The organism is Klebsiella sp. 10 (assembly GCF_018223925.1).
Lineage (GTDB): Bacteria > Pseudomonadota > Gammaproteobacteria > Enterobacterales > Enterobacteriaceae > Klebsiella > Klebsiella pneumoniae.
The window spans coordinates 1-23,690 of the sequence record NZ_JAGRRB010000019.1 but is presented as its reverse complement, the minus strand read 5'-3'; the positions used below and the strand labels follow the sequence as shown (position 1 = coordinate 23,690).

Annotated in this window: 31 protein-coding genes and 1 pseudogene; 11 read left to right on the top strand and 21 right to left on the bottom strand. The window is 56.4% G+C overall.

Annotation, left to right across the window (positions count from 1 at the left end; translation table 11 throughout):
* The first annotated feature begins 25 nt into the window (after positions 1-25).
* The 4 genes from araG to otsA all read left to right on the top strand — a co-directional run bounded on the left by araG (position 26) and on the right by otsA (position 4,884).
* Complete coding sequence (gene araG, locus KHQ26_RS21635) at positions 26-1,540, top strand: L-arabinose ABC transporter ATP-binding protein AraG (RefSeq protein WP_002911516.1); 1,515 nt, start codon at positions 26-28, stop codon at positions 1,538-1,540.
* A 14-nt stretch (positions 1,541-1,554) separates the two neighbouring features.
* Positions 1,555-2,535, top strand: a complete 981-nt coding sequence (gene araH, locus KHQ26_RS21630; protein WP_002911507.1) for an L-arabinose ABC transporter permease AraH — start codon at positions 1,555-1,557, stop codon at positions 2,533-2,535.
* A 161-nt stretch (positions 2,536-2,696) separates the two neighbouring features.
* Positions 2,697-3,485 carry a trehalose-phosphatase gene (gene otsB / locus KHQ26_RS21625; protein ID WP_002911505.1) on the top strand — a complete coding sequence of 263 codons (789 nt, stop codon included), beginning with the start codon at positions 2,697-2,699 and terminating at the stop codon, positions 3,483-3,485.
* The gene (otsA, locus tag KHQ26_RS21620; protein ID WP_004175414.1) at positions 3,460-4,884 is read left to right on the top strand and encodes an alpha,alpha-trehalose-phosphate synthase; all 1,425 of its coding nucleotides are present in this window, start codon (positions 3,460-3,462) and stop codon (positions 4,882-4,884) included. Before otsB ends, otsA begins: the two co-directional genes overlap by 26 nt.
* A gap of 23 nt (positions 4,885-4,907) precedes the next feature.
* Here the strand turns inward: otsA and uspC are convergent, their stop codons facing one another.
* The gene (gene uspC, locus KHQ26_RS21615; protein ID WP_004175415.1) at positions 4,908-5,336 is read right to left on the bottom strand and encodes a universal stress protein UspC; all 429 of its coding nucleotides are present in this window, start codon (positions 5,334-5,336) and stop codon (positions 4,908-4,910) included.
* A 352-nt stretch (positions 5,337-5,688) separates the two neighbouring features.
* On the opposite strand from uspC, the gene KHQ26_RS21610 reads away from it, so the two are divergent.
* Together KHQ26_RS21610 and KHQ26_RS21605 are read left to right on the top strand one after the other, a co-directional pair.
* Entirely contained in the window at positions 5,689-7,272 is a 1,584-nt protein-coding gene (locus KHQ26_RS21610; RefSeq protein ID WP_002911499.1) for an MFS transporter, read from the top strand.
* Positions 7,273-7,276: 4 nt separating this feature from the next.
* The gene (locus KHQ26_RS21605; protein ID WP_002911497.1) at positions 7,277-8,416 is read left to right on the top strand and encodes a glycoside hydrolase family 88/105 protein; all 1,140 of its coding nucleotides are present in this window, start codon (positions 7,277-7,279) and stop codon (positions 8,414-8,416) included.
* A 61-nt stretch (positions 8,417-8,477) separates the two neighbouring features.
* Here the strand turns inward: KHQ26_RS21605 and argS are convergent, their stop codons facing one another.
* A complete protein-coding gene (gene argS, locus KHQ26_RS21600; RefSeq protein WP_004151452.1) occupies positions 8,478-10,211 on the bottom strand; it encodes an arginine--tRNA ligase in 1,734 nt (577 codons plus the stop codon).
* A gap of 235 nt (positions 10,212-10,446) precedes the next feature.
* On the opposite strand from argS, the gene KHQ26_RS21595 reads away from it, so the two are divergent.
* Together KHQ26_RS21595 and cutC are read left to right on the top strand one after the other, a co-directional pair.
* Complete coding sequence (locus KHQ26_RS21595) at positions 10,447-11,016, top strand: VOC family protein (protein ID WP_002911491.1); 570 nt, start codon at positions 10,447-10,449, stop codon at positions 11,014-11,016.
* Between the two features lie 76 nt (positions 11,017-11,092).
* A complete protein-coding gene (cutC, locus tag KHQ26_RS21590; protein ID WP_004891031.1) occupies positions 11,093-11,836 on the top strand; it encodes a copper homeostasis protein CutC in 744 nt (247 codons plus the stop codon).
* 81 nt (positions 11,837-11,917) lie between these two features.
* On the opposite strand, the gene cmoB is transcribed toward cutC, so the two are convergent.
* The 19 genes and pseudogenes from cmoB to KHQ26_RS21500 form a co-directional block, all read right to left on the bottom strand.
* Entirely contained in the window at positions 11,918-12,922 is a 1,005-nt protein-coding gene (gene cmoB / locus KHQ26_RS21585) for a tRNA 5-methoxyuridine(34)/uridine 5-oxyacetic acid(34) synthase CmoB (RefSeq protein ID WP_020803737.1), read from the bottom strand.
* Entirely contained in the window at positions 12,919-13,662 is a 744-nt protein-coding gene (gene cmoA / locus KHQ26_RS21580; RefSeq protein WP_002911486.1) for a carboxy-S-adenosyl-L-methionine synthase CmoA, read from the bottom strand. The genes cmoB and cmoA overlap by 4 nt, the downstream gene beginning before the upstream one ends.
* Positions 13,663-13,701: 39 nt before the next feature.
* A complete protein-coding gene (locus tag KHQ26_RS21575) occupies positions 13,702-14,097 on the bottom strand; it encodes an MAPEG family protein (protein WP_002911484.1) in 396 nt (131 codons plus the stop codon).
* Between the two features lie 52 nt (positions 14,098-14,149).
* A complete protein-coding gene (locus KHQ26_RS21570) occupies positions 14,150-14,929 on the bottom strand; it encodes a DUF72 domain-containing protein (RefSeq protein WP_101972468.1) in 780 nt (259 codons plus the stop codon).
* Complete coding sequence (locus KHQ26_RS21565) at positions 14,926-16,185, bottom strand: tyrosine-type recombinase/integrase (protein WP_211777948.1); 1,260 nt, start codon at positions 16,183-16,185, stop codon at positions 14,926-14,928. The genes KHQ26_RS21570 and KHQ26_RS21565 overlap by 4 nt, the downstream gene beginning before the upstream one ends.
* A 47-nt stretch (positions 16,186-16,232) precedes the next feature.
* Entirely contained in the window at positions 16,233-16,475 is a 243-nt protein-coding gene (locus tag KHQ26_RS21560; protein WP_110236430.1) for an excisionase family protein, read from the bottom strand.
* A gap of 3 nt (positions 16,476-16,478) precedes the next feature.
* Positions 16,479-16,697: a TraR/DksA family transcriptional regulator gene (locus KHQ26_RS21555; protein WP_211777947.1), complete on the bottom strand. Its 219-nt coding sequence runs from the start codon at positions 16,695-16,697 to the stop codon at positions 16,479-16,481.
* Positions 16,694-16,921, bottom strand: a complete 228-nt coding sequence (locus KHQ26_RS21550; RefSeq protein ID WP_040217354.1) for a hypothetical protein — start codon at positions 16,919-16,921, stop codon at positions 16,694-16,696. The genes KHQ26_RS21555 and KHQ26_RS21550 overlap by 4 nt, the downstream gene beginning before the upstream one ends.
* Positions 16,918-17,142 carry a hypothetical protein gene (locus tag KHQ26_RS21545; RefSeq protein WP_211777946.1) on the bottom strand — a complete coding sequence of 75 codons (225 nt, stop codon included), beginning with the start codon at positions 17,140-17,142 and terminating at the stop codon, positions 16,918-16,920. Before KHQ26_RS21545 ends, KHQ26_RS21550 begins: the two co-directional genes overlap by 4 nt.
* A pseudogene (locus KHQ26_RS26115) lies at positions 17,139-17,359 on the bottom strand (hypothetical protein). Before KHQ26_RS26115 ends, KHQ26_RS21545 begins: the two are co-directional and overlap by 4 nt.
* Positions 17,356-18,012 (bottom strand): MT-A70 family methyltransferase, encoded by a 657-nt coding sequence (locus KHQ26_RS21540; RefSeq protein ID WP_196983368.1) that lies wholly within the window; start codon positions 18,010-18,012, stop codon positions 17,356-17,358. Before KHQ26_RS21540 ends, KHQ26_RS26115 begins: the two are co-directional and overlap by 4 nt.
* On the bottom strand, positions 18,009-18,437 hold the full coding sequence (locus KHQ26_RS21535; RefSeq protein ID WP_211777954.1) for a regulator: 429 nt from the start codon (positions 18,435-18,437) through the stop codon (positions 18,009-18,011). The genes KHQ26_RS21540 and KHQ26_RS21535 overlap by 4 nt, the downstream gene beginning before the upstream one ends.
* Positions 18,434-19,114, bottom strand: coding sequence for a lambda exonuclease family protein (locus KHQ26_RS21530; protein ID WP_211777945.1), 681 nt, complete (start codon positions 19,112-19,114; stop codon positions 18,434-18,436). The genes KHQ26_RS21535 and KHQ26_RS21530 overlap by 4 nt, the downstream gene beginning before the upstream one ends.
* Positions 19,111-19,956, bottom strand: a complete 846-nt coding sequence (gene bet, locus KHQ26_RS21525; RefSeq protein ID WP_211777944.1) for a phage recombination protein Bet — start codon at positions 19,954-19,956, stop codon at positions 19,111-19,113. The genes KHQ26_RS21530 and bet overlap by 4 nt, the downstream gene beginning before the upstream one ends.
* Positions 19,957-19,971: 15 nt before the next feature.
* Positions 19,972-20,256, bottom strand: a complete 285-nt coding sequence (gamL, locus tag KHQ26_RS21520) for a host nuclease inhibitor GamL (RefSeq protein WP_048287189.1) — start codon at positions 20,254-20,256, stop codon at positions 19,972-19,974.
* Between the two features lie 7 nt (positions 20,257-20,263).
* Complete coding sequence (locus KHQ26_RS21515; protein ID WP_211777943.1) at positions 20,264-21,235, bottom strand: hypothetical protein; 972 nt, start codon at positions 21,233-21,235, stop codon at positions 20,264-20,266.
* Between the two features lie 79 nt (positions 21,236-21,314).
* Positions 21,315-21,521 (bottom strand): phage encoded cell division inhibitor protein, encoded by a 207-nt coding sequence (locus tag KHQ26_RS21510; protein ID WP_008807814.1) that lies wholly within the window; start codon positions 21,519-21,521, stop codon positions 21,315-21,317.
* On the bottom strand, positions 21,514-21,639 hold the full coding sequence (locus KHQ26_RS21505) for a hypothetical protein (protein ID WP_211777942.1): 126 nt from the start codon (positions 21,637-21,639) through the stop codon (positions 21,514-21,516). The genes KHQ26_RS21510 and KHQ26_RS21505 overlap by 8 nt, the downstream gene beginning before the upstream one ends.
* Positions 21,640-21,974: 335 nt before the next feature.
* Entirely contained in the window at positions 21,975-22,664 is a 690-nt protein-coding gene (locus KHQ26_RS21500; protein WP_032453660.1) for an XRE family transcriptional regulator, read from the bottom strand.
* Positions 22,665-22,791: 127 nt separating this feature from the next.
* Between KHQ26_RS21500 and KHQ26_RS21495 the strand changes: the two genes are divergently transcribed.
* The 3 genes from KHQ26_RS21495 to KHQ26_RS21485 are packed head-to-tail and all read left to right on the top strand — an operon-like array spanning position 22,792 to position 23,535.
* A complete protein-coding gene (locus KHQ26_RS21495) occupies positions 22,792-23,025 on the top strand; it encodes a transcriptional regulator (RefSeq protein ID WP_004151299.1) in 234 nt (77 codons plus the stop codon).
* 40 nt (positions 23,026-23,065) lie between these two features.
* On the top strand, positions 23,066-23,386 hold the full coding sequence (locus tag KHQ26_RS21490; RefSeq protein ID WP_004141720.1) for a CII family transcriptional regulator: 321 nt from the start codon (positions 23,066-23,068) through the stop codon (positions 23,384-23,386).
* Positions 23,386-23,535: a hypothetical protein gene (locus KHQ26_RS21485; RefSeq protein ID WP_165473733.1), complete on the top strand. Its 150-nt coding sequence runs from the start codon at positions 23,386-23,388 to the stop codon at positions 23,533-23,535. Before KHQ26_RS21490 ends, KHQ26_RS21485 begins: the two co-directional genes overlap by 1 nt.
* Positions 23,536-23,690: the final 155 nt, after the last annotated feature.

Below are 23,690 nucleotides of genomic sequence, written 5' to 3'. Positions count from 1 at the left end.
CTGAGTGCAGAAGAGCGGAGTCGTTATGCAACAGTCTACCCCTTATCTCTCATTTCGCGGCATCACCATGACGTTCCCTGGCGTAAAGGCCTTGTCCGATATCAGTTTTGACTGCTACCCAGGACAGATCCACGCGCTGATGGGCGAAAATGGCGCAGGCAAATCGACGCTGTTGAAAATTCTCAGCGGCAACTATATCCCGACCGCGGGCCATCTGCAGATCGGCGGCCAGCAGATGGCATTCGCCAATACCATGGAGGCGCTGAATGCCGGCGTGGCAATCATCTACCAGGAGCTGCATCTGATCCCGGAGATGACCGTCGCCGAAAATATCTATCTCGGTCAGCTGCCGCACAGAGGCGGCATCGTCAATCGCTCGCTGCTCAACTATGAGGCCCGCCTGCAGCTGGAGCATCTGGGTCTGGATATCGACCCGGAGACGCCGCTGAAATATCTCTCCATTGGTCAATGGCAGATGGTGGAGATTGCCAAAGCGCTGGCGCGTAACGCCAAGATTATCGCGTTCGATGAGCCGACCAGCTCGCTCTCCGCCAGAGAGATCGACAACCTGTTTCGCGTCATCCGCGAGTTGCGGGAGGAGGGAAGGGTCATCATCTATGTTTCACACCGGATGGAAGAGATTTTTGCCCTCAGCGATGCCATCACCGTCTTTAAAGATGGCCGCTACGTTTGCACCTTTGACGATATGCCGAGCGTCAGCCACGACGCCCTGGTCCAGGCAATGGTAGGCCGCAATCTGGGCGATATTTATGGCTGGAAGCCTCGCCCCTATGGCGAGGAGCGGCTGCGCCTGGAGGAGGTCAAAGCGCCGGGCGTGCGCACGCCGGTTAGTCTCTCGGTGCGCAGCGGTGAAATTGTCGGTTTGTTCGGACTGGTGGGTGCCGGGCGCAGCGAACTAATGAAAGGCCTGTTTGGCGGCACGCAGATAACCGGCGGTCAGGTGTATATCGATGGCCAGCCCGTCTCCATTCGCAAACCGGCCCAGGCCATCCAGGCCGGGATGATGCTGTGCCCGGAGGATCGTAAAGCGGAGGGGATTATTCCGGTGCATTCCGTGCGCGATAACATCAATATCAGCGCCCGGCGCAAGCATATTCACGCTGGCTGCCTGATCAACAACGCCTGGGAGGCGGACAACGCCGATCAACATATCCAGTCGCTGAATATTAAAACGCCGGGCCCGGAACAGCTGATTATGAACCTGTCGGGCGGCAACCAGCAGAAAGCGATCCTTGGCCGCTGGCTGTCGGAAGAGATGAAGGTGATCCTGCTTGATGAGCCAACCCGCGGCATCGACGTCGGCGCCAAACATGAAATTTACAATGTGATCTATGGCCTCGCCGCCTCCGGTGTCGCCGTGGTGTTTGCCTCCAGCGACCTGCCGGAAGTGCTGGGCGTCGCTGACCGCATCGTGGTGATGCGCGAAGGACAAATCGCCGGCGAACTGCTGCATGAAGAAGCCAATGAACAGCAGGCGTTAAGCCTTGCGATGCCAACAGTGAGCCAGGCTGTCGCCTGAGTAAGGAGTAAATGATGTCATCAGTGACTACGTCCGGGGCTACCCGCTCAACCTTTAGCTTTGCCCGCATCTGGGATCAGTTTGGCATGCTGGTGGTGTTTGCGGTGCTGTTTATCGGCTGTGTGATTTTTGTGCCCAACTTTGCTTCATTCGTCAATATGAAAGGGCTGGGGCTGGCGATCTCGATGTCCGGGATGGTGGCCTGCGGCATGCTGTTTTGCCTGGCCTCCGGCGATTTTGACCTGTCGGTGGCGTCGGTTATCGCCTGCGCCGGGGTCACCACCGCGGTGGTGATTAATCTCAGCGAAAGCCTGTGGCTGGGGATCGCCGCAGGCCTGTTGCTGGGGGCGCTTAGTGGCCTGGTTAACGGCTTTGTCATTGCGCGCCTTAAGATCAACGCGCTGATCACCACGCTGGCCACCATGCAGATTGTCCGCGGCCTGGCCTATATTATCTCCGACGGCAAAGCGGTGGGGATCGAAGATGAACGTTTCTTCACCCTCGGCTATGCCAATTGGTTTGGTCTGCCGGCGCCGATCTGGCTGACCGTCGCCTGCCTGGTGGTTTTCGGATTATTACTAAACAAAACCACCTTTGGCCGTAATACGCTGGCTATTGGCGGCAATGAAGAGGCGGCGCGCCTGGCCGGCGTCCCGGTGGTGCGCACCAAGATTATTATCTTTGTGCTCTCCGGTCTGGTATCTGCCGCAGCGGGGATCATTCTGGCGTCGCGGATGACCAGCGGCCAGCCGATGACCTCGATTGGCTATGAGCTGATTGTTATTTCGGCCTGCGTGCTGGGCGGGGTGTCGCTGAAGGGCGGGATCGGCAAGATCTCCTACGTGGTGGCCGGGATCCTGATCCTCGGAACCGTGGAAAATGCGATGAACCTGCTGAATATCTCGCCATTCTCACAATACGTCGTGCGCGGGGTGATCCTGCTGGCGGCGGTGATCTTCGACCGCTACAAACAAAAAGCCAAACGTGCGGCCTGAATTTAAACCGAACTTTTTAGTTTACAGAGTAATTGCCGCCAGCGCCCGTTTCGCTGGCGGTAACTATCAAAAATGGCGAGGTTGGTCACACTGTCTATACTTACATGGCTCACATATAATTAACAACCAGCTTCGGCTGGCCATGATAAGGAGGAAACAGGGTGGATAACCAGATATCTGTACCGCCTGCGCTAACCGGAAACTACGCTTTTTTCTTTGACCTCGACGGTACTCTTGCCGATATCCAGCCGCACCCCGATCAGGTGGTGATACCCGACAGCACGCTGCAGGCGCTCAATGCGCTGGCTCAGCAGCAGGGGGGCGCGGTGGCATTGATTTCAGGGCGCTCAATGGCTGAACTTGACGCGCTAACCCATCCCTGGCGGCTACCGCTGGCCGGCGTTCACGGGGCCGAGCGCCGTGATATCAATGGTAAAACCTACATCGTCTCTCTGCCGACAGCGCTGCGCGATGAGATCGCGGCTGAGCTGACGTCGGCGCTGGAAGCGCTCCCGGGATGTGAGCTGGAGAGTAAAGAGATGGCTTTCGCGCTCCACTATCGCCAGGCCCCGCAGCAGCAGAGCGCCGTGCTGGAGCTGGCGCAGCGGATTGTTCAGCGCTATCCGCTGCTGGCGTTACAGCTTGGCAAGTGCGTGGTGGAGATTAAACCCCGCGGCGTCAACAAAGGGGAGGCGATTACCGCGTTCATGCAGGAGGCGCCATTCGCCGGCCGCGAACCGGTTTTTGTCGGCGATGATTTGACCGACGAGGCGGGATTCAGCGTCGTTAATCAACTGCAGGGAATGTCGGTAAAAGTTGGCGCCGGGGAAACTCAGGCGCACTGGCGGTTGGCGGATGCCGCCGCTGTAAGGACGTGGTTGCAACATCTGGCGTATGACGCGCAAACCGAAAGGAGGGATGACCATGAGTCGTTTAGTCGTAGTCTCTAACCGTATCGCCTTACCGGACGATAAAAAATCGAGCGCTGGCGGTCTGGCCGTCGGCATCCTGGGGGCACTGAGAGCGGCGGGGGGTCTGTGGTTTGGCTGGAGCGGCGAGATTGGCGATGACCAGCAGCCGCTCAAGCAGGTCTCCCGCGGGAATATTTCCTGGGCGTCGTTCAACCTTAATGAACGGGACCATGATGAATACTACAACCAGTTCTCTAACGCCGTGCTGTGGCCGGCTTTCCACTATCGCCTTGATCTGGTCAGCTTTCAGCGCGAAGCCTGGGAGGGATATCTGCGGGTTAACGCCATGCTGGCGGACAAGCTTCTGCCGCTGATTGAGCCAGACGATACGCTGTGGATCCATGATTACCATCTTCTGCCCTTCGCCAGCGAGCTGCGCAAGCGCGGGGTGAACAATCGCATCGGGTTTTTCTTACATATTCCGTTCCCGACGCCGGAGATTTTTAACGCTCTGCCGCCGCACGCTGAGCTGCTGGAGCAACTGTGCGATTACGATCTGCTGGGCTTCCAGACCGAAAGCGACAGAACCGCTTTTCTCGACAGCATTGCTATGCAGACTCGCCTATCCGACCTCGGCGATAAACGCTATCAGGCATGGGGTAAGGCGTTCAGTACCGAGGTTTATCCGATAGGGATCGATCCGGACGAAATTACGCGCAACGCTAAAGGTCCGCTGCCGCCGAAGCTGGCCCAGCTGAAGAACGAGCTGAAAAATGTGAAGAATATCTTCTCCGTGGAGCGTCTTGACTATTCGAAAGGGTTGCCGGAGCGATTCCTCGCCTACGAGACGCTGCTCGAGAAGTACCCTCAGCACCACGGCAAAATCCGTTATACCCAGATCGCGCCGACCTCCCGCGGCGATGTGCAGGCCTATCAGGATATCCGCCACCAGCTGGAAACCGCAGCCGGACGCATCAACGGACAGTTTGGTCAGCTTGGCTGGACACCGCTCTACTATCTGAATCAGCATTTTGATCGTAAGCTGCTGATGAAGGTCTTCCGCTACTCTGACGTCGGGCTGGTGACGCCGCTACGCGATGGTATGAATCTGGTGGCGAAGGAGTACGTCGCGGCGCAGGATCCGGATAACCCTGGCGTACTGGTCCTGTCGCAGTTTGCCGGGGCGGCGCAGGAGCTGACCAGCGCCCTGATCGTCAATCCTTACGATCGCGACGAGGTTGCCGCCGCGCTGGATCGCGCGCTCAGCATGCCGCTGGCGGAACGTATCGCCCGTCATTCAGCGATGCTGGACGTGATCAGAGAAAATGATATTCATAACTGGCAGGCGCGCTTTGTCGAGGATCTGCAGCATATTTCACCGCGCAGCGAGGAGAGCCGTCTGCGGGGGAAGATAGCCACCTTCCCTAAACTGGCCTAGTTCAGGAAAAGGGCTAACCGGCGTTAGCCCTTTTCAAGGGAAACCAACAGGACATCAACGCCACAGCTGCCGACGATATTTTTCGCCGAGCAGGTGGCGCGTGAGAAGAGGGAATGGTTGTGATTGCCGCAGATCACCAGATCAACACGGTGTGACCGGCAGAAGTCCTTAATATGATGGCCTAGCTCGCCGCAGGCGATGGTCATTCTTTCTATTGGGTAGTCCGCGTGGCGAGCCAGCTCATTGAGAAACTCCCGCGTCTCTTCCTGCATCACTTCGCGCAGATTTTCCATCATCGGTGCGGCGAACTGGTTATACAGCTCCGGATCCGTAGCGAGAGTGATTAAGCTCACTTTCGCGTTAACGGGGCGGGCTATCGACACCGCTTTTTTAATTAACACCTGACTCTCCGGCGTTGGCGCGACGGCAACCAGCAGATGGGTATAAGGCATCTGGCCTCCTTGAGATAGGCGGAATAACCCTTTCTTCCATTCTTTACTCCTGTTTCCCCGACTGCGCAAGGGCCGATCCCGGGATTTGCGAGCCTGTTCGTCAGTCGGCGACCTTCCAGCCAGATCACATCAATGAACCTGTCTTTTGATTAAAAAGAAATGCTGTTTTATAAATGAGTGAAGTGGCGACGTCATCTCTTTGTCATTTTGCCACCGGCGACTGTTCCGTGGCAAAAGTACAAAGGTAACCTCCTTTCACAGCTTTTAGTGTAGCCAGGTACCCACTCCCTTCCGGTGGCAAATCCGGAACGATTGTCGGCGTTCTTTTAAAAAAAGACACAGGATCACGGCGATGAAAACACGAAAAATTGGACTGGCTAACTATCTGGCCTACGGCGCGGGCGATTTTCTCGGCGCCGGCACGACGGCGCTAACCGCCGCATGGCTGCTCTACTTTTACACGACCTTTTGCGGACTGACCCCGATTGAGGCCACGCTTATTTTTGCTGCCGCCCGCGTGCTGGACGCGGTGGTAAGCCCGCTGATGGGCTTTCTCACCGATAACTTTGGCACCACCTGGCTTGGTAAGCGCTTCGGCCGCAGAAAATTCTTTATTCTGCTCGGCATCCCCTGCGTATTCAGCTATTCAGCGATGTGGGTCGGCGAGATGGGCTTCTGGTACTACCTGGCGACCTATCTGCTGTTTGATATGGTCTATACCATGATTCTGGTGCCCTATGAGACGCTGGTGCCGGAGATGACCGATGACTTTAAACAGAAAACCAAATTCTCCGGCGCGCGCATTTCGATGGCGCAGATGTCGGCGATTTTAGCCTCCTTCCTGCCGGGGATCCTTCTCTCCTGGCTCGGCAAAGATAATGCCAGCTCGTTCTTCTATGCCAGTCTGGTGTTCTCGGTGCTGTGCGCGGTGATGCTGACTCTGGTCTGGTGTTTCACCTGGGAACGACCGCGGGAGGCGTGGTCGGAAGCGGCCCTGCGGGCGGAAGCGGAAAAACAAAACTTAACCCTTGCTCAGAGCCTCAATCGCCTGGTGATTGAGCTGAGTTCTACGCTGCGGATAAAAATTTTCCGCCAGCACCTCGGCATGTATCTGGGGGGCTATATCGCCCAGGACGTCTTCAATGCCGTGTTTACCTATTACGTGGTCTTTGTTCTGATGCAGGAAGCCGCCGTCGCCTCGAACCTGCTGGGGACGATGGCCATCTTCCAGTTTATTGCAGTAATCGCCATGATCCCGCTGTGCATTCGTTTTGGCCCCGCGCCGTCGTACCGCATGGTGGTGGTCCTGTTTGGCCTGAGCTCACTCTCCTACGCGCTGCTCTATTACGCCGGACTGAGCGACGTCTATTCCTTATTGCTGCTCATCTCTGCTGTCGCCGGACTGGGACGCGGCGGGATAAATTACGTACCGTGGAATACCTACACCTATATTGCCGACGTCGACGAAGCGATCACCGGCCAGCGCCGGGAGGGGATTTTTGCCGGCATCATGACTCTGACCCGCAAAGCCTCGCAGGCGGGGGCGGTGATGCTGGTGGGGATCATTATGCAGTTGTCGGGGTTTGTTTCCGGGCAAAAAATACAGCCTGAAGGGGTCAGCCATACCATTCTGCTGATCCTCAGCGTCGGCACTCTGGTGGTGTTAGCCTGCGGCTTCCTCGTCTCGCTGCGCTTCAAGCTCAACCTGCACACCCACAGCGTCCTGCGCAGCGAGACCCTCAGAATGCGCGAGCTCGGCTACGCTCAGTCGGAACAGACCAGTGCGGAACACCGCGCGGTGGTCGAGCTGCTGGCGGGGATGCCTTACGACTGTCTGTGGGGCAATAACAATATTGGCTATCTGAATCGTCATAAACCTGCTGCCCCGGCGCTCATTAAGGGCGGCGCTTTGAATTCGACATATACCCGAGGTTAACAACATGAAAGTTTGGCCGGTCAAACATAGCCCATTACTGCGTCAGCCTGAGCGTTTTATCGCCCGTAGCGAACTGCAGGCGCTGATCCGCAACGTGACGCAAAACCTGGTGAATATTAAGGATGAGAGCGGGCAATTTTTACTACGCCTGGATGACGGGCGCGTGATCGATACCAAAGGCTGGGCCGGCTGGGAGTGGACCCACGGCGTTGGGCTGTACGGCATCTATCAGTATTACCAGCAAACCGGCGATATCGAGATGCGTGATATCATCGATCGCTGGTTTGCCGACCGCTTCGCCGAGGGGGCAACGACCAAAAACGTCAATACTATGGCCCCGTTTCTGACCCTGGCTTACCGCTTTGAAGAGACCGGCCGTATGGCGTATCTGCCGTGGCTGGAGAGCTGGGCGGAGTGGGCGATGCACGAGATGCCGCGCACCGAGCAGGGCGGTATGCAGCACATGACTCTGGCGGAGGAGAACCATCAGCAAATGTGGGATGACACGCTGATGATGACCGTGTTGCCGTTAGCCAAAATTGGCAAGCTGCTTAACCGCCCGCAGTATGTGGAGGAGGCAACCTACCAGTTCCTGCTCCATGTGCAGAACCTGATGGACCGGGAGACCGGGCTGTGGTTTCACGGCTGGAACTATGAGGGGCGGCATAACTTTGCCCGGGCGCGTTGGGCGCGGGGCAACAGCTGGCTCACCATGGTGATCCCGGATTTTCTGGAACTGGTGGATCTCCCCGAGGGGAACGCGGTACGGCGCTATCTGATTACAGTCCTCGACGCACAGATTGCCGCCTTAGCAGAATGCCAGGACGACAGCGGCCTGTGGCATACCTTGCTGGACGACCCGCACTCTTATCTTGAGGCCTCGGCGACCGCCGGCTTTGCCTACGGCATTCTCAAAGCGGTGCGCAAGCGTTACGTCGGGCAGCACTACGCCGGGGTGGCTGAAAAAGCGATTCGCGGAATTGTGCAGAATATTTCGCCGCAGGGGGAGCTGCTGCAGACCTCATTTGGCACCGGGATGGGGTCAGACCTCGACTTTTATCGCCAGATCCCGCTTACCTCGATGCCCTACGGTCAGGCGATGGCGATCCTTTGTCTGACGGAGTATCTACGCAAGTACTTCTGAGCAGGGCGCCCCGCTGGCGAGGCGCCGAATAAAACTAACCCGGCTTTCGCCGGGTTGCTTGTTACATACGCTCGACGGTTTCGATACCGAGGGTATCGAGACCCAGCTTGAGGGTTTTCGCCGTGAGCAGCGCCAGCTTCAGACGGCTGTTGCGGGTCTCTTCGCTTTCCGCGCTGAGGATCGGGCAGTGCTCGTAGAAGCCGGAGAACAGGCCCGCCAGATCGTAGAGGTAGGCGCACATCACGTGCGGCGTCCCTTCGCGAGCGACCACGGAGAGGGTCTCTTCAAACTGCAGCAGGCGCGCGGCCAGCTGAGCTTCGCGATCTTCGGCGATGACCACCGGCGCGTCGATCATCGCGTTTTCGTCGATGCCGGCTTTGCGGAACACGGAGAGCACGCGGGTATAGGCATACTGCATATACGGCGCGGTGTTGCCTTCGAACGCCAGCATATTATCCCAGTCGAAGACGTAGTCGGTGGTGCGGTTTTTCGACAGGTCGGCATATTTAACCGCGCCGATACCCACCACTTTCGCCAGATTTTCCAGCTCGTCAGCCGACATATCCGGGTTCTTCTCGGCCACCAGGCGACGGGCGCGCTCCAGCGCTTCGTCCAGCAGATCCGCCAGCTTCACGGTACCGCCGGCGCGGGTTTTAAACGGCTTGCCGTCTTTCCCCAGCATCATACCGAACATATGGTGCTCCAGCGGCACGGAGTCCGGCACGTAGCCTGCCTTGCGCACGATGGTCCACGCCTGCATCAGGTGCTGGTGCTGACGAGAGTCGATGTAGTAGAGCACGCGGTCGGCGTGCAGCGTTTCATAGCGATACTTCGCACAGGCGATATCGGTGGTGGTATAGAGGTAGCCGCCATCCTTTTTCTGGATGATGACGCCCATCGGTTCGCCTTCCTTGTTTTTGTACTCATCAAGGAAGACCACGGTAGCGCCTTCGCTCTCAACCGCCAGCCCTTTGGCTTTCAGATCGGCGACGATCCCCGGCAGCATCGGGTTGTACAGGCTCTCACCCATCACGTCATCGCGGGTCAGGGTGACGTTCAGGCGATCGTAGGTGATCTGGTTCTGCGACATGGTGATGTCGACCAGCTTACGCCACATCTGCAGGAAGTACTCATCACCGCCCTGCAGCTTAACCACGTAGCTGCGCGCGCGCTCGGCGAAGGCTTCGTCTTCGTCATAGTGCTTTTTCGCTTCGCGATAGAAACCTTCGAGGTCGGCCAGGGCCATCTCGCCGGCGTTTTCCTGCTGCTGTTTTTCCAGATACGCGATCAGCATCCCGAACTGGGTGCCCCAGTCGCCGACGTGGTTGGCGCGGATCACCTTATGACCCAGGAACTCCAGGGTACGGACTGAAGCATCGCCAATGATGGTCGAACGCAGATGGCCGACGTGCATCTCTTTCGCTACGTTGGGTGCCGAGTAGTCGACGACGATAGTCTGCGCCTGCGGTTTCGTGACGCCCAGGCGCTCAGACTGCAGCGCGCGGTTGACGTTGTCCGCCAGAAACGCGGGGTCGAGGAAAATATTGATAAAGCCCGGCCCGGCGATTTCAACCTTGTTGGCAATGCCGTTGAGGTCAAGATGAGACAGTACCTGCTCTGCAAGTTGTCGCGGCGCCATACCCAGCTTTTTGGCGACAGCCATCACGCCGTTGGCCTGATAGTCGCCGAACTGAACTTTTGCTGACTGGCGGACCTGGGGTTCGCAATCGGCAGGCGCGCCTGCCGCGATCAGGGCCTGGCTGACTTTTTCTGAGAGAAGAGCCTGAATATTCACCGGAATACCTTACGTGTAATGCGCCTGCCCCCGAGGGAGGCGGCGCCATAATGTGGACAAATTAGGGCGGGAGTATACTGCATTTGTCCCCGTCCGTCAGCATTGCGCGCGGCGCGCCGGCGTGCGCAATCCATCGCCGGTCAGTTGCCCATCAGCGGGGCGGCGGTTGGTCCGCAGGCCGAAACACGGTAAATTACCTTTTCATTACTGACGAGCATTATTGACGAGCAAACCCATGGCAAACTGGCAGCAAAATGAACAACTGGCCGATATTACGGCGGATCTCCCGCGATTTTCCGATGCGCTTCAGCGCTTCACTGCGCGACTGGGACTGGAGATCGCCGGGCTCGACGCCGACCATATCTCCCTGCGCTGTCATCAGAATACCACTGCGGAACGCTGGCGCCGCGGTCTGGAGCAGTGCGGCACCCTGCTGTCGGAGAATATGATCAACGGCCGGCCCATTTGCCTGTTCAAACTGGCGGAGCCGGTCTGCGTGGCGCACTGGCGCTTCCATATCGTTGAGCTGCCGTGGCCGGGTGAAAAGCGTTATCCCCATGAAGGCTGGGAGCATATCGAAATCGTCCTGCCCGGCGATCCGGCAACCTTAAATGCCCGCGCGCTGGCGCTGCTGGCCGATGACGGACTCAGCCAGCCGGGGATCGTGGTCAAAACCAGCTCGCCGAAAGGGGAGCATGAGCGCCTGCCGAACCCCACCCTGGCGGTGACCGACGGCAGCGTGACGGTCAAATTTCATCCATGGTCTATTGAACAAATCGTCGCCAGCGAGCAAGCCGATACGTAACAGTGTGAAGCCGCGCGGCGTCTGCCGCGTGAAATTGTGACATGCTGCAAAGGTTGTCTGGATCAGGGAGAGAGGAATGGCGGTACTGGAAGTGTGTTGCTACAGCATGGCGTGCGCCCGGGAGGCTGAGCGCTGCGGCGCCGATCGTATTGAGCTCTGCGCCGCGCCGCAGGAAGGGGGATTAACCCCCTCTTATGGGGTGCTGGTCTCGGCCCGCGAGGCGATTACTCTCCCGGTGCATCCGATCGTTCGCCCGCGCGGCGGCGATTTCTGCTACACCGAGGAAGAGTTCGCCGCGATGCTTAACGATATTCGCATGGTGCGGGATCTGGGCTTTCCCGGGCTGGTGACCGGCGTGCTGGATGCTGATGGCCAGGTCGATATCCCGCGGATGAAAAAAATAATGGCCGCGGCGGGGCCGCTGGCGGTGACCTTTCATCGCGCGTTCGATCTGTGCGCCGACCCGCGTCAGGCCTGGAAAACGCTGGGTGAGCTGGGGGTCAAACGTATCCTGACTTCCGGTCAGCAATCCTCGGCGGAGAAAGGTATTTCATTAATTACGGAACTTATTGCCGCAGGGGATACTCCAATCATTATGGCCGGTGCGGGAGTCCGCGCCGCGAACCTGCCGCTGTTTCTGCAGGCGGGGGTGAAAGAGGTCCATAGCTCGGCTGGCCACTGGTTGCCGTCGGAAATGCGCTTTCGTCATCCGGGCGTTTCGATGTCAGCCGATCCCGATGCCGATGAATACAGACGCTACGCCGTGAATGGCGCAGCGGTGGCGGAGATGAAAAGGATTATCTCCGCCAGGAGAAGTTAAACGGTTTTTTGCTGCACATCATGTCGCCCAATATGATGATTGCCCGTACCAGGCCCCTGCCCATTAAACAGGGGCCTTTTTTTATCTCGCTTTTTTCGCCAGCGACTGCTGGGTTTCCGGTTTGGTGGCAATGATCACAGCCCGTAATGGCGCCGGATAGCCTTCCACCGTTTTGCGCTGATCCTGTGGGTCGAGGAAATCGGCCAGCGATTCGGTCGTCATCCATTCGGTGCGTCGCTGCTCCTCTGTCGAGGTGACGCAGGCGTCGACGATGCGCACGTCAATAAACCCGCACTTCTCCAGCCACATTTTCAGGGCCGCCGCCGAGGGGATAAAATAGACGTTGCGCATTTGCGCATAGCGGTCGCCCGGAACCAGCACCGTATTTTCATCTCCTTCAACCACCAGCGTCTCCAGCACCAGCTCGCCCCCTGGCGCCAGCTGATCTTTCAGCTGCCACAGATGGTCCAGCGGCGAGCGGCGGTGGTAGAGCACCCCCATCGAGAACACGGTGTCGAAGGCCTCCAGCGCCGGCAGCTGCTCGATGCCCAGCGGCAGCAAATGCGCCCGCTGGTCGTTACCGAGCAGCTTACGCACCGCTTCAAACTGGCACAGGAACAGCTGGGTGGGATCGATTCCGACCGCCAGATGTGCGCCGGCGCCGATCATCCGCCACATGTGATAGCCGCTGCCGCAGCCCACGTCGAGGATAGTCCGGCCAGTGAGATCGGACAGGTGCGGCAGAACGCGCTCCCATTTCCAGTCGGATCGCCATTCGGTATCGATATTGATGCCGTACAGCGAATAAGGGCCTTTGCGCCACGGCATCAGGTTTTTAAGCAGATTTTCGATCCGCCGCTGATGGCCTTCGCTGAGCGGCGTTTCGCTCTGGGCGGTGACGCTGTGCAGAAGATCCAGACGCCAGGGCGTTAGCTCCGGCAGAAATTCTACGGCGCGCTCCCATTCACGAAACTTGCCGTGCAGGGCATCGCGCTGCCAGGCGGCTACCTGGGCAGGCAGCGTCTCCAGCCAGTGAGACAGCGGGCTTTTGGCGATCAGCTGATAGAAGTTACTGAAGTCGATCATGCCTGCTCCCCGGCTTTAACAGCCACCAGCGAGCCAAAGTTAAAGCACTGGAACCACAGTTCGGCATGTTCAAACCCAGCCTGACGCAGGCGGGCTTTATGGGTTTCGACAGAGTCCGTCAGCATCACATTTTCCAGCATGCTGCGTTTCTGGCTGATCTCCAGTTCGCTGTAGCCGTTGGCGCGCTTAAAGTCATGATGCATATTGAACAACAGTTCGCCAACGTGGGCGTCTTCGAAGCTGAATTTTTCCGAGAGCACCAGCGCGCCGCCCGGATTCAGCCCCTGATAGACTTTATTGAGGATCGCCTGGCGATCGCCCGGCTCAAGGAACTGAATAGTAAAGTTCAGGATCACCAGCGAGGCGTTTTCAATGGTCACGTCGCGGATATCCCCTTCAATCACTTCGACCGGCGTCGGCGCTTTATAAGCGTCAATATGGCGACGGCAGCGCTCCACCATCGCGGGAGAGTTATCGATAGCGATAATGCGACAGCCCGGATGGCTAATATTGCGGCGCACGGAGAGGGTGGCGGCGCCCAGCGAACAGCCAAGATCGTAAACCTGAGTGTTGGGCTGAACGAAGCGCTCGGCCAGCATGCCGATCATCGAGATGATATTGGAGTAGCCGGGCACAGAACGCTGGATCATATCGGGGAAGACTTCAGCAACCCGTTCATCAAAGGTCCAGTCGCCGAGGCTGGCAATCGGCGCGGAAAAAAGCGTATCGCGGTGAGACATAACGTTAAACCCGAAAAAACGAAAACGGCGTATTGTGCGCTAACGGAGGGAGAAAACCAACTCCCAGGGCATATACCAAAGATTGGCCAGCACCATTAGCAACAACGCGCACCAGGTGGCGCTCATGCCGGAGCGGCGCCAGTAGTAGACGCGGTGATGAAAGCCCCAGGAGTGCATCAGTCGCCCGACAATCAATAAAATCCCGCAAACGTGCACCATCCAGGTCTGAGCGCCGTTCATCTCCATAAATAACAGCAAAATGAGGCCAATCGGCACATATTCGACGGCATTGCCGTGAACGCGGATGGCAACCTGCAGCTCGCTAAAGCCGCCGTCACCGTAGCCTACATGGTATTGGGTGCGCAGACGCACCACGTCAAATGAGAACTTCACTAACAATAACGCACCTAAAACGGCATACAGCGCGCTGACCATACGAAAACTCCCTTTAACTCTGGCAGATGGCTCCGGATATGATAGCAGGATATCAGAAAAGAGAAGATTGCTGCGGAATCGACGGCGCATTTCCTGCCGCCGGCAGGGCAGCGCGCAGGTCACCCCACAGGGTATCCACCAGCGCCGGGGCGAAAGCAATGTCCGGGGTATGCAGGAACAACCACGGGGTCCCCGACTGATGCCACTTCGCCAGGGTCTGAAGCCAGACGCGAAACAGTTCCCGGTTATGGGCCATATCGTCACCGCCGATAAAGCGCACCATTGGCTGCCGGGCGGTCATCACCGCATGTACCGGCACCTTCGGTTTCTTTTGTTGGGCATCGATCATCGCCGGACTGGTGGCCGCAGCGCTATGGACCGGGCGGCTGTCGAGGATCACGCGGTTGACGTTACGCTCGTGCAGCCCGCGGTTGAGCTGCTGTTCCGCTTCCCCTTTGGCGAAAAACTCGGGATGACGAACTTCGACGCCGTAGGTGAAATCCTTCGGCAGTCCGTCGAGAAAATGCCATAGCGCGGGGAGATCGCGAGGACCGAACGTCGCCGGCAGCTGCAGCCAGTACTGGCCGATGCGCGAGGCCAGCGGCGCCAGGCGGGCAAAAAATTCACTGCTTAACTCGTCGCAATGGCGCAGGGCGGCCTGGTGCGAGATGGTGGCCGGAAATTTGAAGCAGAAGCGGAAGTCATCGTGAGTCTGTTCATACCAGCGGGCGACAATCTCCGGCTTTGGTAGCGCATACAGGGTGGTGTTGCCCTCCACGCAGTTAAAGTGGCGGGCGTGATGCGCTAACTTGCTGATTTTTATCATTCTCATATTCCTATCACCATGCCGTGGGGCATGGATGGGGCAAAGTCCGATAATTTCTGGTTCAACATGGCAATCTGATCGCTGCTGCTGTCGGCCATCCAGGCGCCGTAGACATTGAAAACCATCTGGGCGCTGGCGTGTCCCATCTGGCTGGCAATGAAACTCGGGTTGGCCCCGGCAGACAGCGACCAGCAGGCGTAAGTATGTCTCGACTGATACGCCTTGCGGTGTCTTAAACCTGACCGTTTAAGCGCCGCATCCCATGAATCACCAACTGAATCGGCTTTGTACAGGTAACCCACGCTGCCACTTTTTTTAACCAACTGAGGATTGAACACAAATGTACAGTCGTGAATAACCGTTCGGCCATACTCCCGTAGTTGCACCTCAACCTGATACTGTTTGCCTAACCTGGTCATTTCCGCCTGGTTCCTTAAAGCGTCAATGGCTGGCTTGATCAGGTGCACGACCCTGTCGGTACCGGCTTCGGTTTTTGGTAGAGTGAAATCACCGAGTTTCGTATAATTCCGGCGTATGGTCATCGTTCCAGCTTTCAGATCTATGTCTTCCCATGCGAGGGATACCAGCTCACCGTGGCGTAATCCTGTGTATACCGCAATTGACCACAGGTTTTTCGTTTGCTGATGCTTGCAGGCATCTATTAAACGAACGAATTCATCACGCGTGAGCGGATCTGGTTCTATCCTGGCCCTCTTTAGCGGCTTGATGCCGTTAAACGGGTTTTCACTCACATAGCCATTATCAACAGCAAACTGAAACATCCCCGCTATCGTGGTCATGTAGTAGTTTACCGTCACCACACTCAGTCCTTTCTCCCCCGACAGCATATCCCTCCTGATATAGAGCAGTTCTTCCTTTGTCACACCCGAAACCAGCTTATTCGCACCAATCCTCGGCAGCATGCTTTTCACCACTGATTCATACCGGTTTAAAGCATTTGCGCAGATCTCCAGCCGCTTCAGGTCAAGCCATTTTTCAGACAACTCTTTCACGGTGATATCTTTCTTGCCGATCCCGAAAGTTTTCAGGTTTGGTGAGTTGGGGAACTGCGCCGCATAGTCAAAGGTCCCCATGCGGATAGCAAAACATACTGACGTTCGCAGATCCCCGGCCACCTTCCTGTTTTTAGCGGTGTCAGGGACACCGAGGTTTTCCCTGACACGCTTACCTTTAAAAATGAACCATATGCGGAGTGATTTTCCGTGGTTCTCAACGCCCGTTGGGTATGATTCTTTACTCATTGTTCCCTCCCGACGTCCAGGAGCGGTGAAAGATTACCTTTTTCATGCTAATCGATCACTACCCCTGGCTGTTTCATGGCATAAATCCAAGAATCTACAGCTTTTCTGTTATACATAAATTCGCAATGGGGTTTAGGGTCCCCATCAGGGGCAACGTGTTTGTACTCTCGCCCAAGTAACCAGGACAGCTTGCGAGCCCGTGTAATGGTGCCGCGCTTCATCCCTGTGACCGCCATCAGCAAGTCCTCTGAAACCCAATCGTTTGTCTCAACTTGGATAATTGTCTGCATGTATCACCTCTGGTGCTTACCACGTTCTTCAAACTCTTCCTGACAGTCAGCGCAGCGCTGACAACCCGCCACCAGTTCCCGGCGCCGCTCGGGTATCTCTTCCCCGCAGTCGCGGCAGTGAGTAGCTGAAACTGCCGCATGGTTGATGCGCGTGCTCTGGATGGTCATTTCCAGCCGGCGCTCTGCCAGCTCGTTGGCCTGATCGATGATTTCTGCGCTCATAACTTCACCCATCCTTTACCTTTCACATGGGCAATCACCCCCAATTTACGCAAGGCCTGTAATCGGCGGTCGAGGATGCGGAACGGCTCTTTTTTATCTCCTTCATCCTTCGCTATATCGACGCACTCAGCCCCTACGTCACCAGAGAACAGGCGGCTAAACGGAGAAGGCGTCTCGCTAAGCTTGCTCATTATCGCGATATCAAGATTTACGTATTTGCTCATGCTGCACCTGCCTTGTCTTCATCTATTTTCCAGGCCGTGGCGAGAGCGCCAGCCACCTGGTGGAAGCTATGTTTTACTGCCACCTTCCCATGGTCGCCGGCTGGCGAAACCAGTTCGATTGTGGTCAGCTCTCCGCCGCTTTCAGCGTCTGGGTAAAACTGCGCGACGTCGTTGGTTTCGACGATCACAGACCCAGATGGGGTATACATTTTCAGCTTCATGACTCCACTCCATAGCGGCCGCTCAGCCGCCCAATAACACTGACAAATTTCACCAGGCTGACACCCATCGGTTTTACCTTCTCGTAGTGCTTGCGAAGGATGGGGGGCATACAGCGTTCCACTTCGGTTTAGGCTTTACGCTCATCGCTTTGGTTATCTCTTCTGCGCAGCGACGAGCCTGGGCGCGGAGAGCGTTTTCTTTTTCTTCTGGCGTCATGCTGCCTCCGTCTTCACTACGTCGATGGCGCAGCCGGGTATCAGTTCAACGGAAGCGGTGGCGCATTGGTTCCCCCAGTGGCTCCAGCCTGGCGCTGCGCTGCGACTGAACAGCTCAATCCGCGGCACGTCGCCGTAGAGCAGCTCCAGGCGGTGGCGAACTTCCCACGGTTTCTCGCTGTGTGCGCCGAGTGGGCTGTAGACCACCTGCTTAATTCCAGCGTGCTTGCGTTCCAGCCCGGCGCCGCGGGTGGCGATCAGCACGTCTTCGGTATTGGCGCGGGTGTGGTTGCCGCCGTTCATGCGCGTCTCGGCATTCAGCAGGGCGAGGAAGTCGTAAAAATCGTTCACATCGCCATCTGCCAGAGCCTTGGTAATGCGTAGCTCGGCCAGCTGGTTCAACTTCACCCAGGTGAAGCCCTTCATCGTGCGAACCGTAAAGCCCCAGGCCTCGGCCAGCTCGATCGCCTCCTGGTTGTGGGTGCCGGTGTACCACATCGCCAACACGGCGTTATCCGCGGCGAGCTCCCACACCGGGAGCCGCTTCATATCGAGAAGGCTCATTGTGGGGTAGTGATCGACGGCGGCGCCATTGCTGATCTGGTTCCCGTAAGACCAGGCCGGGTCGGCATAGATAAGTGAGTAGCGGTTCATAGGACTGACTCCATTTCATCGATATAGAGGCCAGATGCGATAAGCCGGCGGCGCCGGGCCGCTTTATCAATACATTTCTGGCGGTTGCCAGAGGCGGCCTGAGCTATCGAGCGCTTAGTGAACAGGCGAGTTTTACCCTGCGGGGTAATGACCTTTGGCCTTGTGATCAGGTAAAAGGTGCGATCGCAGATGCCGTCCTCGTTGAGCCAGGTTTCCGATGCGACCAGCTGCGCAATGCGGCCTTCTCCCTTGGTTATGCCGTTCGCTACACGGTTAAATTCGACAAGCGTCACGCCGAACTTCTCCGCTATTTCGCTGCCGGTTACAGGGCGGCCGCGCGTCTGAATCATCCAGATCACGCGCTCGCGAAGTCCGGAGAATTTCCCTGCTTTGCCGGGCCTGCGGTAAAATGGAGTGCGTTTCATTTCCACTGCTCCCCGAAGGTAAAGCCGATCTCCGCCAGCGATTCATCCATCTTGCTGATGAACTCCGGCACCATTTCGTTAAAGTCGGACATGTATTTGTCGTCGCGCTCAACAACGACATGGTGAATGCCCTCTCGCTTCATGCGAGGGTCATAATTCGCGAAATACCAGGCATCCTTCCCGGTTACCCACATACTGAATTGCACCTGGGCCATGTAGGCGGATTTGATAGCCTCGAAGCCGCCAAGCCGGAATTTCATGAAGTCGCGAGAGGTGAAAGGGCATTTCAGCTCAAGGCCGCGACCATCACTGCACAGGCCGTCTGGTGAGCAGGCGGTGCGCATACCTTCGTCACGGAAAAGGATCGGCGACTCGGTTACCTTCACGTCGGTGGTGAACTCAAACAGGGTGCGAGCGTCGGCCTCATACTGTTTCCCCCAGGCCAGCGCCTTGGCGTTAACTTCCGGCGCCACGCCGGTGCACACTTCGGCAAGGAGCGTAAGGAAGTAGGACATCTTCATATCAGTCCATTTCTTACCTGACTTGGGCTTGGCGATGACGTTATGGACTTCCGAGGCGGTGATCACGCCCAGGCGTAATCGGTGCCAGGATTCGTCTCCCTGTTCAACGCGGGTAACGTCAATGCCAGTTCGTTCGAAGATAATTTCTGGTGTCATGCTGCCACCTGCGCTTTTTTCTGGAGGAAGCTAAAGCCTTTCTGCGCTTCTTCTTCGGTAAGCTGTGATGCCTGTAAAATGTCACGCTTGAAGATGTTGCTGCACAGAGGCAGGAAGTCCTGCTCCCAGTCCTTATTCAGGGACGTCAGGAGGTCGGTAATTGCCTGCAGCGTTTCCTCACTGGCCACCAGGGGGAGCGCCTCTGTCGTGCTGCGCGGCGTCACGTCACGCGCATCCACTTCCAGCGTTTTACCTTCCATCTCTTCGGCGGTGGGCTGCTGGCCAATTTCAGGCCACGCCTTACGCAGAGCCTGAGCCTCGGCACACTTCGCCAGCTGGCCGTAAGGGCGCTTTTTCCACATAGCGTTTGGCGCGGTAGTGTCACGGCCAGCGGTGGCGTAGTTTTCAACCCAGTATTCTTTCGCGCTGAATTCGACGATCTCCCCGCTCGGCATGCGCTTGCTGACCGTGTACTTGCACCATTGAGGTACGGTCACTTCAATACCGGTAAGCGTCAGAGTGACGTCCGGGCCGAACTCTGGTTCTTTTGCGCCAGCGTAAGAACCTGAGCGATCGGCCTGAATCCGATAAAGCCCAATGCCCGGCATAACCACATCGCGCCATTCGCTTTTCCCCGACTTCGAGTCCTTAACGCTCATCGGCACCAGATGAACGGGCTTCAGAAGCGGATCGAGGTTTCTGGCCCGGCAGTAGTCCAGCGCCATCATTACCGACTCATCCTTGGCGCCAGGGTAAATACTGTTCTTGAGGGCGCTCCAGGTAGCGCCGTCAATGCCTCGCTCAGCAAGAGTGCTGGCTGTAATCACAAGTTCGTTAGCCATTGCTATTCCCCAAAGTTAAAACGGGCAGCCGGTGCGGTGATCCCAGTCGTATTCCGCCTGGGCGTAAGCTACTGCCGAGATGAGATCGTTATATGCCTCGCCAGCTGCATCGCTGCGGAGGCCTTCGTATGGGCTTTTGTCCATCGGTACAGAGAAGCGGAACAGTCCTGACGGCTCTTTCGGCAGGGCGTCGATAATTTCCTGCGCCCGATCGTCAATCCACTTTTGCTTCTCTTCGGTGAGCGCTTGCTCGGCCCACTTACGCTCTTCGATCACGTCATATGCGCGGTATGCGTTCATAAGAACCTCAGTAACTGATCCCGGTGTGCGGGATGTTTCCGTCTTTAACCGCTGTAAGCACCTCGATAGCCTGATCCCGGGTAAGGCTGGTATTGGCCAGAAGAGCTTTGACGATTTCAGTACCTACAGCCTTGCGGTGCTTAACGTCGGCTTCGCGGCGCGCCTGCTCATCGGCTTTACGCTTCTCCTCAGCCAGGCGGGCCTGTTCGCGTTGCTCTGCCTCGCGGCGGATGCGATCGGCTTCTTCCTGTGCTTTGCGGCGTTCTGCTTCCACAGCGGCCTGCTTTTCACGCTCCGCACGCTCAGCTGCTTCTCTCTGTTCACGTTCGGCTCGCTCTTTGGCCAAAATCGCTTCGCGCTCTCTGGCGGCTGCGGCGTCAATTTCACGCTGTGCCTGTTCTGCTGCCTCACGCTTCGCTTTCTCTTCTGCCAGGCGCTTAATCTCTTCTTCGCGGGCAATGCGCTGGCGTTCGGCTTCTGCTTTCTTCTCAGCCTGCTCTCGGTCGAAAGCGTCATTCATCAGCAGGGCCATTTCGTGGTCAGCTTCGAACTGAACCGCACGCTGCAGATCGATGTTCTCGTTCATCACCAGCGCTTCGACGTGAAGGGCATTCATGGCTTCTTCGGCCTTAATGCGTTCCTGCTCAGCTTCCCATTCAGTCAGTGGGCGACGTGTTGCATCGCGCAGCTCGTCACATGCGTCAACGAACCGCTTAATTTCCGCCTCAGCAGGGCGCACAGCCTCTTTAAGACGTTTCAGGTACTCGCGCCCCGGCTTCTCGATTGCCGTCTTGCTGCGTGATACCTGCGCCGCGAGAGAAGCGACACGGTCACGACCTTTCTTGGTGGTCAGGTCCGGAACCTCGTTCACGGCCTGGCGAATCTGCTCCAGGTAAGCATCAAGACCGCCAGCCCGGTACAGGGTCGGTGCCTGTTCTGGTTTTATTTCGATGACGGTTAAATCCATTATTTCGCTCATGGTTTCCCCTGAAATTTGGTTGTGAAACGCCCGGCACCGTATTGGCTGCCTGATAGCTCAGTTAAATTCTTCGTTTCGATTACCGGCTGAGACCTTGTCCCAACCCGTTCAGATAAACTTCAACCAGCAAGTCGGTTGTGTAAGTCCGCTCAATCCCGCGATGCAGGTACAGGCGACCGCGTTTATTTGCTGATGCTGTCCAGGTGCTTTCCCGATGCTTAACCAGCATCCCTGGGAGAACGGCGCCGCGGTTAACGGTCTGTGTCCCGTAATGATGACTAACCATTGAACACCCACGTAACGTGCAGAATTTTGATAATCAACGCTGTCCAGATAACGCCGCAGATCAGCAGGCAGTAAATCAGTGAACGAATGCCTTGTTTGCTCATTTTCCACCCCAGCATGCGAAGCTAAAAAAGAGGACAGCAACCAGAAACGGAACGACCTTTAACCAAAAATTACGCCATGCAGGCTTGTCTTCTTCGCGGATCATCTCTTCACCTTTGCCTTATCGCGGCTAACGGAGCGTTGTTACCTATTTCCGGCGCCAACGTTGTTGTTTGGATGAGATGATAATAGCCAAGGCGATTATTCAGGTCAATCGCTAAAACGATATTATCAATCGTATAAGTGATAAATATGTGATTATTAAAGTGATTATTTTAAGAAAAAATTTTAGAAAGGTGTTTTTGCGAGGGTGGTTGCTAAGGTGTAGCGATAAAAAACCCGCCGGAGCGGGTTATGCGAATCGTTTGTATTCGATCGATTGTCTGAGAAGGACTCTGGCCATAACGTAAAACTGGTCTTCATCACCTGGCTCTACATACCATTTTTCATAGATGGGGTTATCCGAAATTACAGCTAGTCGGTCCCTTTGCATCTGCAAGCGCTTGACGTGAAGAGTTTTGCCAAAAACAAACACATAAACGCCATCACTGTCAAAATGGGTGACGCTGATGTCTACGAAAATTTCATCGCCGGGGGATATTGTCGTGTCCATGCTATCACCGGTAACGGTGATTACTTTTATGTGATGAGCTGGCCGATTGCCAAATAGAGATCTGGCCTGCTCTGATGTGTATTCGATCGCACGAATCGTCTCGATGAAATCGTTCGTGATAAGTGCACCAGGACCTGCGCTGGCTTTTACATCGAGGACATCTACCCGATAAATGCCATTTTTCGGTGTTACTGGCGTCTGCACTTCCGTGATCTGTATGGAATCAGCAAGCATTTCACCTGCTCCAGTGGAAAGCCATTCAGGACGCACGCCTAACACAGATGCTATTTCCACTGTTTTGCGAGAGCCGTTGGCGCCATTAAGCAGCTTGTTTACGCTTGACTGAGCCATGCCGACCTCTTTGGCAAGCCTGCCTTGCGTATACCCAGCCAATGACATTGCTCGAGCAAGACGCTCAGAGAAATCCATAACACCTCCTCAAAGTAACTCCTTTAATCCTATCGCCAAGGCGATTACTTGGCAAAAAATCGCATAGGCGATTGACAATCTCTTTTGCGATAACCATAATCATCAAAAACCAATAGCTGAGGTGATTATGAAAAACCCTGCAGTAGAAAAAGCGATTTCCATCGCCGGCAGTCAGAAAGAATTGGCCAAGCGATGCGGCAAAGCGCAGTCGACGATCTGCGACTGGCTAAACGGGAAAAAGAGGATTTCTCCAGTGCACGTCCCCGACCTTGTCGCTGCCGTAAATGGAGAGATTAAGGCATATGAGTTTCGCCCTGATCTGCCTTCGATTTTTCCGCCACCAAACAATAGCGCCGCCTGACTGGCGGCCATTCCAAACAACACCAGAGGAATTATCACAGATGGAGAATGCAATAGCCCGAAAGTTAGAACCGCCAATCCTCAACCCGATTGAGATAGAAGGCATTTTGCTAAACCGCCTTTTATCCATTGGTCAGAAGGTTTTTGCAGAAATGCGAGGGGTTAGCGAGTCGACAATCAGTCGCCGCAAGAGCGAGGGGTATTACGCCGAGATGGCGAAGGAAATATCAGCGCTGGGTTTGCAGGTTGTTCCGCCGGAGGCGGTGGTAGTTTCCCGCCACTACCTGCAGTCAGTAGAAACGCTGGCAGATATCGGATTACGTGCAGAGCGGTGCCGTCCAGGTCCGTTAGGGTGGGATTGATGAACCACATCGAATTCATTGAGAAGAACGTCCGCGAAGAGCTGATGCGCCAGGGATTCACCCAGGCAGTGGCTCAGGGGGGGGGCATACCAGGCGGTCGATATGTACAAGCGCATGTCGCAGGCCAGTCGCAAGGGGAGGATTTTTGACGATGTGTTACGCCACGCAAAGCTGTGGGCAGAGAAGCAGACATTACCGTCTGACAAGTTCGAAAAGAAAAGGGCAAAGCCCGTTAAGCAGCAAGGTCTGTTCTGAAAAAGGCGAAAGCCGCGGTGGTAGGACACTAACGGCTTTCTACGCGAAT

Excerpts from the sequence above, each read along its gene's own strand:
- araG (WP_002911516.1), top strand. The coding sequence starts at position 26 with ATGCAACAGTCTACCCCTTATCTCTCATTTCGCGGCATCACCATGACG.
- araH (WP_002911507.1), top strand. The coding sequence starts at position 1,555 with ATGTCATCAGTGACTACGTCCGGGGCTACCCGCTCAACCTTTAGCTTT.
- otsA (WP_004175414.1), top strand. The coding sequence starts at position 3,460 with ATGAGTCGTTTAGTCGTAGTCTCTAACCGTATCGCCTTACCGGACGAT.
- uspC (WP_004175415.1), bottom strand. The coding sequence starts at position 5,336 with ATGCCTTATACCCATCTGCTGGTTGCCGTCGCGCCAACGCCGGAGAGT.
- KHQ26_RS21610 (WP_002911499.1), top strand. The coding sequence starts at position 5,689 with ATGAAAACACGAAAAATTGGACTGGCTAACTATCTGGCCTACGGCGCG.
- KHQ26_RS21605 (WP_002911497.1), top strand. The coding sequence starts at position 7,277 with ATGAAAGTTTGGCCGGTCAAACATAGCCCATTACTGCGTCAGCCTGAG.
- KHQ26_RS21595 (WP_002911491.1), top strand. The coding sequence starts at position 10,447 with ATGGCAAACTGGCAGCAAAATGAACAACTGGCCGATATTACGGCGGAT.
- cutC (WP_004891031.1), top strand. The coding sequence starts at position 11,093 with ATGGCGGTACTGGAAGTGTGTTGCTACAGCATGGCGTGCGCCCGGGAG.
- cmoB (WP_020803737.1), bottom strand. The coding sequence starts at position 12,922 with ATGATCGACTTCAGTAACTTCTATCAGCTGATCGCCAAAAGCCCGCTG.
- cmoA (WP_002911486.1), bottom strand. The coding sequence starts at position 13,662 with ATGTCTCACCGCGATACGCTTTTTTCCGCGCCGATTGCCAGCCTCGGC.
- KHQ26_RS21575 (WP_002911484.1), bottom strand. The coding sequence starts at position 14,097 with ATGGTCAGCGCGCTGTATGCCGTTTTAGGTGCGTTATTGTTAGTGAAG.
- KHQ26_RS21570 (WP_101972468.1), bottom strand. The coding sequence starts at position 14,929 with ATGAGAATGATAAAAATCAGCAAGTTAGCGCATCACGCCCGCCACTTT.
- KHQ26_RS21565 (WP_211777948.1), bottom strand. The coding sequence starts at position 16,185 with ATGAGTAAAGAATCATACCCAACGGGCGTTGAGAACCACGGAAAATCA.
- KHQ26_RS21560 (WP_110236430.1), bottom strand. The coding sequence starts at position 16,475 with ATGCAGACAATTATCCAAGTTGAGACAAACGATTGGGTTTCAGAGGAC.
- KHQ26_RS21555 (WP_211777947.1), bottom strand. The coding sequence starts at position 16,697 with ATGAGCGCAGAAATCATCGATCAGGCCAACGAGCTGGCAGAGCGCCGG.
- KHQ26_RS21550 (WP_040217354.1), bottom strand. The coding sequence starts at position 16,921 with ATGAGCAAATACGTAAATCTTGATATCGCGATAATGAGCAAGCTTAGC.
- KHQ26_RS21545 (WP_211777946.1), bottom strand. The coding sequence starts at position 17,142 with ATGAAGCTGAAAATGTATACCCCATCTGGGTCTGTGATCGTCGAAACC.
- KHQ26_RS21540 (WP_196983368.1), bottom strand. The coding sequence starts at position 18,012 with ATGAACCGCTACTCACTTATCTATGCCGACCCGGCCTGGTCTTACGGG.
- KHQ26_RS21535 (WP_211777954.1), bottom strand. The coding sequence starts at position 18,437 with ATGAAACGCACTCCATTTTACCGCAGGCCCGGCAAAGCAGGGAAATTC.
- KHQ26_RS21530 (WP_211777945.1), bottom strand. The coding sequence starts at position 19,114 with ATGACACCAGAAATTATCTTCGAACGAACTGGCATTGACGTTACCCGC.
- bet (WP_211777944.1), bottom strand. The coding sequence starts at position 19,956 with ATGGCTAACGAACTTGTGATTACAGCCAGCACTCTTGCTGAGCGAGGC.
- gamL (WP_048287189.1), bottom strand. The coding sequence starts at position 20,256 with ATGAACGCATACCGCGCATATGACGTGATCGAAGAGCGTAAGTGGGCC.
- KHQ26_RS21515 (WP_211777943.1), bottom strand. The coding sequence starts at position 21,235 with ATGAGCGAAATAATGGATTTAACCGTCATCGAAATAAAACCAGAACAG.
- KHQ26_RS21510 (WP_008807814.1), bottom strand. The coding sequence starts at position 21,521 with ATGGTTAGTCATCATTACGGGACACAGACCGTTAACCGCGGCGCCGTT.
- KHQ26_RS21505 (WP_211777942.1), bottom strand. The coding sequence starts at position 21,639 with ATGCTGGGGTGGAAAATGAGCAAACAAGGCATTCGTTCACTGATTTAC.
- KHQ26_RS21500 (WP_032453660.1), bottom strand. The coding sequence starts at position 22,664 with ATGGATTTCTCTGAGCGTCTTGCTCGAGCAATGTCATTGGCTGGGTAT.
- KHQ26_RS21495 (WP_004151299.1), top strand. The coding sequence starts at position 22,792 with ATGAAAAACCCTGCAGTAGAAAAAGCGATTTCCATCGCCGGCAGTCAG.
- KHQ26_RS21490 (WP_004141720.1), top strand. The coding sequence starts at position 23,066 with ATGGAGAATGCAATAGCCCGAAAGTTAGAACCGCCAATCCTCAACCCG.
- KHQ26_RS21485 (WP_165473733.1), top strand. The coding sequence starts at position 23,386 with ATGAACCACATCGAATTCATTGAGAAGAACGTCCGCGAAGAGCTGATG.